The organism is Proteus sp. STS61-E, assembly GCF_040932335.1.
Lineage (GTDB): Bacteria > Pseudomonadota > Gammaproteobacteria > Enterobacterales > Enterobacteriaceae > Proteus > Proteus mirabilis_B.
This window is the reverse complement of record NZ_JBFQGE010000002.1, coordinates 1-12,539: the sequence shown is the minus strand read 5'-3', so window position 1 is coordinate 12,539 and position 12,539 is coordinate 1. Positions and strand designations below refer to the sequence as shown.

Here is a 12,539-nt window from a genome sequence, read left to right as displayed (position 1 = left end):
AGAATTAATAATGTCGAAATTCACTTTAGAGGGTAATGAAGATTTACCTGCTGTGTTTGGTGGCTATTTAGTGATTTTAAAAGACAATCAAGAGCTTGCGGTTGTGAGTGTACCTTCATTCAATTTACTTGCTGATAGATATAGAGATAGTGTCATTGAAAATGATGATTCATTTGAAGATGATGAGGGTAACGAATATATGATAAATATTTATTCTTCAAATACAGGTATCGATTGGAATTTAGAAATTGGATCACAGAATGAGGAGATATTAAACCATATAAAAGTGGAGTATCAACCCAATGACTACTAATAATCCATTTTATAATATATTTCGATCAGGGATTGAAAATATAAGAAATCAAAGCAAAGATCCTTTCCATAATAAATTATATTATTCTAATGTGGTCAGCTTAATGGAACAGTATTTATCAGGCTTATTTATCAATGAGATTACAAAAAATAGAAAATATCTGATTAAATTATCTTCTCATGGGAAGTTTAATACCGATAACCTACCGTTAGTTAAAGCAATAAATCTATCAATGAATGATATTGATAATATTCTTATTGATAAGATGAAAAATTTAGTTTGGCATCGCTTAAATGATATAGAAGGATACTTTAAACATGTTTTTAATATCAAGTTTAATATCAGTAGAGAATTACTTTCTTTATTAGAAACGAGACATGATCTTATTCATAGGAATGGATTTAATATGGATGGTCAAGAAACGCAAATCACAGAAGATAAACTAGTAAATTGTATTAGGGTTGTTGAAGATTTTATAAATGATATTGATAAAAAGTATAATTCATTTCTTAACTCTCATTGATAAATAATTGTTGTATTTAAATGCTCATTATTTTATTAATTTAAACTAGTAATCAAATAATTATCTACAGATATAATTTATAAAATAATCGAAGGCGTTTATGGATAGAATTACATTTTGGGCTATGATGGGAACTTCATATAAATCAAAGCTAAAACCCAATGAGAGTAGTGAAGAAAAGAAGAACAAACCGAAAGATATTATTGTGGCAAGAAAATTTAGTGTATTACAATCTGTAGATAGACGAAGAATAAAATAATTAGAATTGTAATTATTTATGCCTTTAATAAAATATAATTATTAATATAAGTCAAACTAGTCTATTCTATAGTTAAAATGATTTATTTTATTCTGGAGAATTTATGCGAGTTTTCGGTGCCATATTAATAGCCTTTGGATTATTGGCTATTATCTATGCATTAAATATGAGTGTAACAGTAAGAGTTTCATCAAGTTATGGTGAAATAAATAATATGGGATTAATCGCAAGTAAAAATAATACCTTGATGTTAGGATGTTTTATCACATTAATGGGTTTTATTTCATACTGCACGGCTATTATAAAAGAAACTATCGAAAAGAGTGTTATAGGTAGCTTTATTCATAACAATAATAAAGTTGAGATAATAGGAAATAAAAAGCCTGATGCTCTTGAAGATAAAGAAAAATATGAAGTACCTGAAAAGGTTGATATAAAATCTTTATTAATACCTAAAAAAGATGGTTTTATGATTGATGATGAGTCAATTGCAAAACTTGCACTAAGTATTATTCAGCATAATCCTGATGTGAAAAAGGAGAAATTATTTCTACATTGCGAAGAGTTAATAAATAATATTGAATCCTCTTTACCTTCTGAAGTACGAATAACATTTATGCGACGTATAAAGTATTGGTTAGAAAATTAAAAAAATATTGTGATACTGACCCGCTTTGGCGGGTTTTTTATTGGAGCTAATATGCAACATATTCCTCCTGAAATGCGAATTAGTGTTACCGAACTCTCTTCCAGTGATGCTCTGCTTGAACTTTACGAGTTTGATTTAACTAAAATAGGCGGTATTCGGTACCGCTTTTTTGATGGACTCAATCAGCGTAAAGAGCCGCTAATCTGGCAGGGAAATACCTATGAGCCTTACCCTGTAAAAGGTGAGGGGTTTTCATTTAATGGTAAAGGCCCTTCAGGGCGACCCACTATTACATTGTCTAATTTATTCGGGCTGATTACTGGTATTGCGAGTCAGTTAGATAGTGCAATTGGTGGGCTGGTGGTACGTCGCATTGTCAGCACCCAATTTTTGGATGCGGTAAATTTTCCTCAAGGCAATCCTAATGCTGACCCATCACAAGAAATTGTGACACGCTGGATCATTGAGCAGATGACTAGCTTAAATTCAGTCACCGCTACCTTTATGCTCGCTACACCCAGTGAAACAGATGGATTGATGCTTCCCGGTCGCGTTATTTTGTCGGATATCTGCCCTTGGGGATATCGTTCTGAAGAGTGCGGATATAAAGGGCCTCCTGTTGCCGATGAATGGGGAAAGCCAACCACCGATCCATTAAAAGACAAATGCGGTAAACGCCTTAGTGATTGTAAGTTACGAAAAAACGAATCACGTATAGGCGCGTTTGTCTCCACTTCCCGCATTGGTAATAGTTAATTCCCTCCTAAGGTATTTCTTATGATTGAACAGGCAATTTTGGCGCATGCAAAAGAGCAAGCGCCCTTGGAAGCGTGTGGCTTATTGATAAGTACTGCTCAGGGTGAACAGTATTTGCCTTGTGTTAATCAGCACGCTGATCCGAAAAACCACTTCACGATTTCTTTTGATGATTTTATTCGTGCTGAACAACAGGGCGAGGTGATTGCGGTTGTGCATAGCCATCCTGACGGTCAGCCTTATCTCAGCCCTTTAGATCGACAACTGCAGGTGAACAGCGCGTTGCCGTGGTTCGTGGTTTGTGATGAAAAAATTCACTGCTATCAACCGGTGCCTCATCTATTAGGTCGCCAGTTTATTCATGGCTCAACAGACTGTTATGGGTTGTTTCGAGATGCGTACCATTTAGCAGGGCATGAACTACCAGATTTTGAGCGTCACGATAATTGGTGGCGCGAAGGCAAAGAATTGTATCTCGATAATATGGTGAGCAGTGGCTTTCGACAGGTAAAAAGAGAAGCCCAGCCCGGCGATATTATTTTGTGTTGCTATGCCAGCTCTCGCGCTAATCATGCGGGGATCTATTTAGGCAACCAAACGATTTTGCATCACATACCTAATCAACTCAGCAAACGCGAGGAGTATAACGAACGATGGCAACGAATGACTCACTCAATCTGGCATTACCGCGATTGGCAACCTTCCGACTTTACGGGAATTTGCAACGATTTGGACGTCGCTTTGATTTGAATGTAAGTACCGCTTCTGAAGGGCTTCATGCGCTTTTTATTCAAATTCCAGCATTACGTTTAGCAATTCGTGATGGTTGGTATCAAGTGCGCATTGCCGGTACCGATATTTCCCCTCAAGAAGTTAACCAAAAATTCAATGAGACTTTACCGGATAACGCAGTCGTCCATATTGTGCCGAAATTATCAGGGGCTAAAAACGTCGGTGTTTTTCAGTTTGTTGCGGGTGCTGCCTTATTTTCTTTGGGATGGTGGGGGCCTGCGTGGATCTCCGCAACAGTAGCCACTTCCTTAATGGCAGGTGGTGCAGCCATGATGATTGGTGGTGTCGCTCAAATGCTGATCCCATCCCCTAAGCCATCTAATTTATCTCGTAGTGATGAAGAAAAAGGCAACACCTATTTTAGCAATCTTGATAACGCGGTTGCTCAAGGAATGCCTGTTCCTATTGCCTACGGCGAAATCATGTGTGGTTCACGGGTCATTTCACAATCTGTTGAAATTATGGATGACAGTGACGGTGAAGATATCGATGCAGGCAAACACGGTGGATAAGAGGAGTTCGTATTATGGGTAAAGGTGGTGGCGGTCAAAAAACACCGTATGAGGCACCAAATGATTTAACATCACGCCAAAAAGCCTCATTAATTGATTTAATCAGCGAGGGCCCAATCGAAGGGCCGATCCATGTTCAAGGCTCGATGGATGATTTAGGGTGTATTTATTTAGATGATATACCGGTGATAGACGGTTCTGGTAATAGCACCATTAATGGGATGTATGCACAATGGCGGGCGGGAACGTTAGAGCAACCAGCAATGAGTGGCTTTACGGCATCTGCGAATGAAGTGCCCGTAGGGATTGAGGTTAAATATAACTCACCCGTTACTCGTACCATTACCTCGCCTAATATTGACCGCTTACGCCTAACCTTTGGTACACAAGCACTGGTTGAAACAAAAGATAACGGTGATCGTGTACCCACTTCTGTTCAATTGCAGATCCAAGTTCAGCGCAAAGGGGCATGGATAACAGAGAAAAATGTCACGATTAATGGCAAGCGCTCTAATTCGCCTTATTTAATGGCGGTTGTGTTGGATGATTTACCGCCCGTACCGTTCAGTGTACGCATGATCCGTATCACTCAAGACAGCACTTCTGACAAAATTCAAAATAATACCGTTTGGTCGAGCTATTCTGAGTTAGTGGATATTTCACAAACTTATCCGGGTTCTGCTGTTGCGGGATTAATGTTTGATAGTGAACAGTTTGGTAATAAATTTCCTCGCCGTAACTATTTAATTAAAGGCCGTATCATTCAGGTACCGAGTAATTATGATCCGGATAAACGGATTTACTCAGGTATTTGGGATGGCACCTTTAAACCTGCATTTACCAACAATCCCGCATGGATATTATGGGATTTGTTAACTCACCCCCGTTATGGTATGGGGAAACGCCTCAATATCAGTGAGGTCGATAAATTCGCTCTGTATGCAATCGGTCGTTATTGTGATGAGCAAGTTGATGATGGCTTTGGTGGAAAAGAGCCACGTATGACGTGTAATGCCTACATTACGGATATGCGCAAAGCCTATGATGTGATGGGTGATATGTGTGCCATGATGCGCATTATGCCTGTCTGGAATGGGCGAACATTAACCTTTATTCAAGATAGACCGTCTGATGTGGTGTGGCCTTATACTAACGCCAACGTGATTGATGGCAACTTTCAATATAGTTTTAGTGCATTAAAATCGCGTCATACTGCCGTCGAGGTTCGTTTTATCGATCCCGATAATGGCTGGAAAACTAGTGTTGAGTTGGTTGAAGATGATGCCAGTATTGCCCGCTTTGGGCGTAATGTAATGCGTGTGGATGCCTTTGGTTGCACTAGCAGAGGACAGGCTCATCGTCATGGTCTTTGGTTATTAACGACTGAGAAATTAGAGACACAGACGGTTGAGTTTACTGTTGGTAGTGAAGGCTTGCGTCATATGCCGGGTGATATTATCGAAATTGCTGATAATTATTATGCGGACAATCAAATTGGTGGACGGCTAACACACATTGATTATGCCTCTAAAACGTTAACTTTAGATCGCAATATCGACACACCCAAAAGCGGTAAATCAAGCGTCACACTTATCAATGCACAAGGTGATCCGCAATCTTATGAAGTGCTGAACTATCCCGCATCCAATCAAATAAAGCTAGATACCTTCCCGTTAGGGTTAAAAGAAGGTGGAGTTTGGACGTTAACACTCCCGTCTTTACGTCGTCGATTATTTCGTGCTATCAGCTTGGCAGATAATGGTGATGCTAGTTTTACAGTTATCGCAGTGCAACATACCCCAGAAAAAGAGGCAATTGTCGATAAAGGCGCTAAGTTTGAGCCAAAACCCGATACACCATTAGGTGGGTTTATTCCTCCCGTTGAAAATCTTTCTGTGGATATCGAATCGGATGCGAGCGCGTGGCAAGTTGAAGCCAGTTGGAATACGCCTTATTCCAGCCGAGGAGTCGATTTTTTATTAAAACTCACTACGGGTGATCGCATTGTCGGCACTGCGTCAACTACGGACACGATGTATCGTTTTGGTGGTTTGCCTCAAGGAAATTACGTTTTATCAGTTGTACCTCAGAATGATAGGAAACAAAAAGGCGATGTGGCCACAACCTCATTTGCGATTAATCCACCATTGCCACCGAGTTATATTGAAGTGGAGTCGGGTTATTTTAGTTTGGGTATTATTCCGCGTTCTGGCGGTCAAAATAGCCTACGTGCGCAGTATGAGTTTTGGTTTTCAGAAAAACAGATCACGGACATTCGCGAAGTGGAAAGTCGTGCGGAATATTTAGGTGTTAGCTCTATGTGGGTTATACAAGGGCGTAATCTAAAAGCAGGGCATACCTATTATATTTATGTTCGTAGTGTGAATGCCGTAGGGTATTCAAAATTTGTGGAAGGAAGAGGGCAACCGGAGAGCCACACTCGAGAAATATTAGAGAACTTAAATAAAGAATTACAAGAAACCCAGGCATGGAAAACACTGAGTGAAACTGTCGATTGGAATGAAACTACTGTTAAAAGACTCCGTTATAATGAATATCACTTATCTCGGAAATTTGAAAAATACAGTAAACAGACAGGAGAAGATATTAAGGAGATCCGAACTCAAATAGAAAATACGGAAGCGGATATTATTACCCAAAAGGAAGCTATTTCCTCAATAACACAAGCTCAATCAACTTATCAACAACAGGTTCAAGCCAAGTTTAATCAGCAGTCAGGCATTGTTAATCAAAAGATGAATGCGCAATTTACGCAATCAAGTGGATATGCGAGGCATTCAATGAACATTACTATTATCCAAGATAATATTAAATATAATGCTGGTGGCCTTGTGGTAAGTGCTGAAATTAAAAATAAGAAGATCACTTCCTATATTGGATTTAATGCGAATAACTTTGCCTTTTATAATCCTAAAAATAACCGAATGGAACTGTTTATGTCAGCAAAAAATGGACAGTTTTTTATTCGAGATGCGTTAATTGATAAAGCTATGATCAGAAAATTAGTCTTATCAGAAGCTATTACTTCCAATAATTATTATCCCGAGGAGTCTGGTTTTATTATTGACGTAAAAAATAATAAATTAGAATTTTATGGCGGTAATGGTGGTACTTCCCTCACAGAACAAAATTTATATGTCAAAGATGAGTTTGGAAATAACGTTGTTATTATTGGTGATATCAGCAATGAAGAATAAATATGGCATACTGGTTAGATCAGCAATCTATGATATGGATTTATTAAATACTACTGACAGAGTAGGAAGAATAGTAGGTTATCATGATATAACACCCATCCCACGGCATACTCAAAAAGAGTATATTTTTGATCATCAAAATTTAAATAAATATGGCAAGGTTTTCGCTTGGTTTGGCTCGGCATTTTTGATGGGATTGGCAGGTGATATTAAATTAGAGATAAATAATGGGATCATAAAACTTGAATTAAAAAATATGTATACCAATGGATTTGATGGTGAATATGAAGATATTATAAAACTCTACTATGGTGTTTATTAATGAAAAATAAATATGGAATAGTCATCCGCGGTGAAAATAGGCAAGTTCAGATCGATAGCCATAATCAAGTGATGTGTTGTCTTGGTAGAAGAGTCATAAGAATGACTGGTGGGATAACATCAAATAATGAAGGTTATAGCCAAGAATTTACAATACCACCGCACCCCAATACAAAGTTATTAGCAATATCACCTAAACATGCATTTATTAGGATCACCTCAAGAATTGTAAATAACAAGATGAAAGCGGTTTATATATCACAACCTTGCTATGATTCAGAGGGTATTGTTGATATTTATGAGTTTGGTGATCAGCCCAATAATATTTTTAATGAAAAATATGGATTAGTTGTAAAAAACAGCAAAACAAAAAAGACGGTTTATAATTCAAACTGGGGAATACTAAAAATAGTTGATTATTTTATTGTTCCACAAAAAGAAAATATAAATTATCCGCTACCGAACATAAAGGATTTAGCCTTTGTTTTTGGTGGCGGTATGGCTGGAATTTGCGAAGATGGTTTTGAAGGTGCTTTGATGGAAACTTTTATTCGAAGAGAAGAAAATGTGCTTCAAATTCGATATAAAGAAATTATTAAATGGGCAACAAACGTTGCAAGAGAAGAGATATCGAGATTTCCAGCAACATGTTTGGTAGTTGATGTGGAAAACATAAATAGGGTTTTGTAGTTTGCTTTAAATTGTTTATTTTTATCTGGTCTAACATCATAATACCTTAATGAAAATTAGGTTTTTAGAGGAGATTAAGTATGGCGATTGATTATGGAAAAATATCAATACAAGTAATTAAATTGTATAGCAAAGGTGATGATATTTATGCTATATGGGAGAAAGAGCATGGTAAACAAAGTGATAAAAAGATTAAAAGCTGCCCTCGAAGTGTTTTTATAGCATTATGCGAATTAGGGTATATAAAACATATTCCCAAGAATAAATATTCAAAGAGAAATGTGAATGAATCAAAAAAGCATGCTAATAACCTAATTTATTTGATGAAAACTAATCCAACAATATCTTTATCAGAATTAAGAAAGCAAAAGAGTGGCGCGCAATCACGAGCTTCTGTTGTATATTCGTTATTTAGAGAAGGTTTATTAATCATCTAACCCATCCTTGGATTAGTATCCTTGTTATTTATCTTCCACAAGGAAATGCAGACATTAATGATTTAACAACTAAGGACATACCTGAAGAAGAGTCAGGTACTCTGTTATTTAATATGTATTTAATAACTCCTTTATTTAGAGTTACTAGGGTAGCATCAATAGGAGGACAGTAATAAATTCCTTCACCAGAATCATATATACCAGCAACATATCCTTGGAAGATAGATGCATCCATAAGCTCTTTGTTGGATAACTCTCCTTTTGTATAAGCCTTATTTGAAGCAATTGCGAATCTTTTTATTTCTCCTGCTGTATATGCTGAGGAGAATGCGGATGGAGATATGGTTAATAAAATTAAAAAGATGATTTTCTTCATTGATCTAATATTCTATGTTTTATTTGGTTAGAGGTTAATCTAGCTATCGGTTTGTTCTCGTTCAAATTGTCAATCTAAAGTATTAGTATATTTTGCATTATACATGCTTTAGTAATTGTACAAGCATTTATTCTGATTTTTTCAGTGTCATATAAATATTATAATTTTAAGTGAGTGGATAATATGAAAACCAGAATAAAAAAGGTTAGTTAGTGTCTACGGATTGGTGGCTATTCGCTTAATGCATTGCAATACTTACAATTTATGTCTATTTTTTACATCAAATAATCTATAAGCAAGTTGAAGAAAAGGTAAAAAACTGACCTCATAATCGAACATAACTATTATTATGATATTTTTAGCTAAAATGTGTATTAATAATAGGAAGCTAGGTCAGAAATAAGGACATATGAATTAATGGATATTTTGGCTTTGAAAGAATTGCTTCGTCCAGAAGTTGGAAATTTAAACAGTTATTGCACTCACCAAGAACTTCCTGAATTTTGCCGTCAATTGGGATTGCCGATACCAGAGGATAGTGGAAGTAAGCGTGAACGATTATATTCAGCTTTTGACTTATTTGATGACGTAGAATTACCGAGGTTTGCAGAAAAACTGTTAGCACAACAAATTCTAAATGAAAGAGTTCGTAACCAAATCCAAGATTTGTTGTGGGAGGATGAGTTAAGCATCGAGATCTCGAAAAGACATCGTCGAGAATTGGCGGTAGTTTTACAACCGCTAAAACTTTTTCATCACTGGGAAAATTTTAAGCAGCTAATTAACGATATCTTTATTATTCCTGTTGATTTAAGTTCAATGTTCTTAATGCCTGAAACAGGTATTTTGGCAGAAATTGAACGACGTTTTGTTAAATGCCCTGAACATGCTGATGTAGAATGGCTATTTGATGAATTGGGTGTGGTTGAATTATCCCATTCACGTTTTCGCCGATGGTTAGAAGGCTTAGTATCTGCGGACGTGCAAATTGATATTGAAATACAATTGGCTATTGTCACAACTATTAACACTGTTTTGAGAACATGTGGAGCTGAGCTAAGTCATGTATCAGATGTCGACGGCTATCCAGTTTTTAACTTGATCTCCTTGCGGGGATTACGTACACGTCCCAAGAATATTATTTTCGCCTCCCTTGCCAAACCTGATATTCGTTTGAGTAACTCTCTTGATAATGAAATTGAAATTCTTTCAGATCTAGATGAGGTACTAATCTACGATAGGCCATTAGGCCCTGAAGGATTAAGTTGGCGAGACCTGCAAATATGGTGGGCTGATTTAACTGATGAAAAGGATAGCGAACAGGCAAAAAAAACGCTTTATCGTCGATTACTACAAGGTTTACCTGATACATCACCACCACAAAAAATATTTTTTAGAGAATTTTTCCACCAATTTGGTCAATTAGTTTATGACCTACCTGCATTACTACCTGAGGTTTGGTTGCACTGGGATCCAAAAACTATTTCTGAGCGAGGAGCTCAAGCATTGCTCAATCATCGTATGGATTTTCTTATGTTATTCCCTGCTGGTGGCAGGGTTGTGATAGAAATCGATGGAATTCAGCATTATGCAGATGGTATGCATAGAGCAAGTAGAAGCAAATATGCCGATTTGGTTGCAGGTGATCGTAGCTTAAAATTAGCAGGTTATGATGTTTATCGTTTTGCAGGCATTGAACTTCAGAGGGATGATGTTTCCTCTAAAGTAAAGGTTTTCTTCAATGCTTTATTTAAGCGTCATGGAATCAAAATCAATTGTTAAATAATTCTAAATAGTGCTGCTATTGCTCTAACTTTTAGAGTGAGTGTTATTTACGATAGTCATCGTTAACAGTAGCTACAAGTGATTTTGAATGAGGAGCAAATAATAAATTGGGAACGCCTGCCCTATTTTTATACCGTAACACAGGTAAGGGTAGTATCTATCTCATAATTGGATTTATATAATAGAATTTATTAATCAACAATTAAGAATAGAAAATCTTTTTTATCGCCTTGTATAAGCTGGGACTTAATAAATGAAAACCGATCTGTTTATTTCGTATGCTTGGACTTCTGATATCCATAGGGAATGGGTTAGAACAATCGCAAGTCATCTCGACCTTATTGGTTATACGGTTAAAATCGATGAATCTGTTAATTATGGTTCAAGTTTAAATGGTTTCATGCAAGAGGTTGTGGCAACGAATCATGTACTGTTGATTGTTGACGAAAACTATGTCGAACGAGCTAATAATAAACCGAACTCAGGTGTTGGTATCGAGAATAAATGGATAAAAGATGCTTTTACAACCAAGCCAGCCACATGGTTGTCTGTTATCTTTGTTCGAAATCCTGAGCGAAAATTACCTAATTGGCTAGAGGAGTATAATCCAAAGGGCTTTGATTTTAACTCAAGTCCCGATAGAAATGAGTTTCCTGGTTCTATACAGATAGATGCTATTTGGCGTTGGATTGAAGGACTGCCAGCAAATAAAAAACATGCAATTCCATTATCAGTTGTTCGTCAACGAGACATACGGCTTGAACATATTGATATTCTTCGTGATCCTGCTCATTATGCCAATCCAGCGCTTAAGGGAAGCGTGATTTTTCGATTCAGAGATCATGCCTGCTATACAGTTGGTTACGGAGAGTACCAGTTTAAAATAGCATTTAGTGGATGTTCATATAGTAGTGTTTACCTCTATACAGATGAAGGACTCAAAGCTGTTGGACTGATTACAGTTCCAAATTTTGATCCTCTGACTGTCGATTCTTTTTTAACTCCAGGTAGGGCTGTTACGCCGAGTGTAGGGCAAAAGGCTGTTCTACTAAACACCAATGGGGTTCTCTGCGTTATAACAATTGATAATGTGCAGTGCGAAATTAATTCAGCAGAGTATGTTCATCCTCATGTGGAGTTCTCTTATGAAATACTTGAAAAACACTAGTGAAATGTTGGGGAATTAATTGATGATACTTATAGTTTTTCGTTCCAACAACGATCGCTTCTGGTACTAAACAGTCCGTATACAGAATTCGAAGGGCTGTTTTGAGCGAAGAGCGAACATTCACGGTCGGGGAATGAGGACCTTGTTTATCGAGAAGGTTAATCTGATTAACCCAACATAGGCATAAATGATGAAGTTGACCAAAAAACAGGTTATCAATACACTGTCGTTGCCACTTATATTACCCAGCCCCCACCTGATGTTCTCGCTGTTGATAGAGGATTACGAATAATTCTAAGCCCCAATAAATGGGGGCTGGCTAAGCTGTTTGACCGTGAATTACTTCCGATCCTCTTCAAGTACGATAGATTTTAGCAGAAACGGATTCGATGAATAATGCCGCAGTGAGTACTGCGACATTATGAGGTTGCCAGTTCTGCCCGTCATTTAAAACAGGGGGGGAGGAAAGGAGGCTCATGGGATGTATACTCAAACAAGCTGCTCCTTGCGTCATTCCAAGCCTGAATGATTTCCTCCGAACAATGCATCTTCCTTAATGTGTTTATAATGTGATCATATACCCTTATTCATTCAAACTGTAGGTTGCGCTCAGCCTACAGCTTGAATTACGTTGGGTATATATACCGGATTAAAATATCAACTAAGTAAGGTAACTATTGTATTTTGAATAAATAACTTTTTTAAGATTTGTAGTATTGGAAGGCATATTGAGAATAACG

At 37.1% G+C, this 12,539-nt stretch carries 15 protein-coding genes; 13 read left to right on the top strand and 2 right to left on the bottom strand.

Going from position 1 to position 12,539, the window contains the following annotated elements:
• The first annotated feature begins 10 nt into the window (after positions 1-10).
• From AB4J89_RS05760 to AB4J89_RS05710, 11 genes are all read left to right on the top strand, one after another.
• Positions 11-313, top strand: a complete 303-nt coding sequence (locus AB4J89_RS05760; RefSeq protein ID WP_368468481.1) for a hypothetical protein — start codon at positions 11-13, stop codon at positions 311-313.
• On the top strand, positions 303-836 hold the full coding sequence (locus tag AB4J89_RS05755; protein WP_368468479.1) for a hypothetical protein: 534 nt from the start codon (positions 303-305) through the stop codon (positions 834-836). The genes AB4J89_RS05760 and AB4J89_RS05755 overlap by 11 nt, the downstream gene beginning before the upstream one ends.
• Positions 837-936: 100 nt before the next feature.
• A complete protein-coding gene (locus AB4J89_RS05750; protein WP_368468477.1) occupies positions 937-1,095 on the top strand; it encodes a hypothetical protein in 159 nt (52 codons plus the stop codon).
• 103 nt (positions 1,096-1,198) lie between these two features.
• A complete protein-coding gene (locus AB4J89_RS05745) occupies positions 1,199-1,744 on the top strand; it encodes a hypothetical protein (protein ID WP_368468475.1) in 546 nt (181 codons plus the stop codon).
• A 51-nt stretch (positions 1,745-1,795) separates the two neighbouring features.
• Positions 1,796-2,500, top strand: coding sequence for a phage minor tail protein L (locus tag AB4J89_RS05740; protein WP_368468473.1), 705 nt, complete (start codon positions 1,796-1,798; stop codon positions 2,498-2,500).
• Positions 2,501-2,521: 21 nt separating this feature from the next.
• Entirely contained in the window at positions 2,522-3,250 is a 729-nt protein-coding gene (locus tag AB4J89_RS05735; protein ID WP_368468471.1) for a C40 family peptidase, read from the top strand.
• Positions 3,154-3,804: a tail assembly protein gene (locus AB4J89_RS05730; RefSeq protein ID WP_368468469.1), complete on the top strand. Its 651-nt coding sequence runs from the start codon at positions 3,154-3,156 to the stop codon at positions 3,802-3,804. Before AB4J89_RS05735 ends, AB4J89_RS05730 begins: the two co-directional genes overlap by 97 nt.
• 14 nt (positions 3,805-3,818) lie before the next feature.
• Positions 3,819-7,022 (top strand): phage tail protein, encoded by a 3,204-nt coding sequence (locus AB4J89_RS05725; RefSeq protein WP_368468467.1) that lies wholly within the window; start codon positions 3,819-3,821, stop codon positions 7,020-7,022.
• Positions 7,012-7,344 (top strand): hypothetical protein, encoded by a 333-nt coding sequence (locus AB4J89_RS05720; protein ID WP_368468465.1) that lies wholly within the window; start codon positions 7,012-7,014, stop codon positions 7,342-7,344. The genes AB4J89_RS05725 and AB4J89_RS05720 overlap by 11 nt, the downstream gene beginning before the upstream one ends.
• Positions 7,344-8,033, top strand: a complete 690-nt coding sequence (locus AB4J89_RS05715) for a hypothetical protein (protein WP_368468463.1) — start codon at positions 7,344-7,346, stop codon at positions 8,031-8,033. The genes AB4J89_RS05720 and AB4J89_RS05715 overlap by 1 nt, the downstream gene beginning before the upstream one ends.
• 80 nt (positions 8,034-8,113) lie before the next feature.
• On the top strand, positions 8,114-8,470 hold the full coding sequence (locus AB4J89_RS05710) for a hypothetical protein (RefSeq protein ID WP_368468461.1): 357 nt from the start codon (positions 8,114-8,116) through the stop codon (positions 8,468-8,470).
• Between the two features lie 28 nt (positions 8,471-8,498).
• Here AB4J89_RS05710 and AB4J89_RS05705 read toward each other — a convergent pair whose 3' ends face one another.
• Positions 8,499-8,846, bottom strand: coding sequence for a Rap1a/Tai family immunity protein (locus tag AB4J89_RS05705; RefSeq protein ID WP_368468459.1), 348 nt, complete (start codon positions 8,844-8,846; stop codon positions 8,499-8,501).
• Positions 8,847-9,278: 432 nt separating this feature from the next.
• Between AB4J89_RS05705 and AB4J89_RS05700 the strand changes: the two genes are divergently transcribed.
• Positions 9,279-10,628: a hypothetical protein gene (locus AB4J89_RS05700; protein ID WP_368468457.1), complete on the top strand. Its 1,350-nt coding sequence runs from the start codon at positions 9,279-9,281 to the stop codon at positions 10,626-10,628.
• A 256-nt stretch (positions 10,629-10,884) separates the two neighbouring features.
• Positions 10,885-11,799 (top strand): toll/interleukin-1 receptor domain-containing protein, encoded by a 915-nt coding sequence (locus AB4J89_RS05695; RefSeq protein WP_368468455.1) that lies wholly within the window; start codon positions 10,885-10,887, stop codon positions 11,797-11,799.
• 355 nt (positions 11,800-12,154) lie between these two features.
• Here AB4J89_RS05695 and AB4J89_RS05690 read toward each other — a convergent pair whose 3' ends face one another.
• Positions 12,155-12,292, bottom strand: coding sequence for a hypothetical protein (locus AB4J89_RS05690; RefSeq protein ID WP_196556791.1), 138 nt, complete (start codon positions 12,290-12,292; stop codon positions 12,155-12,157).
• Positions 12,293-12,539 lie beyond the last annotated feature (247 nt).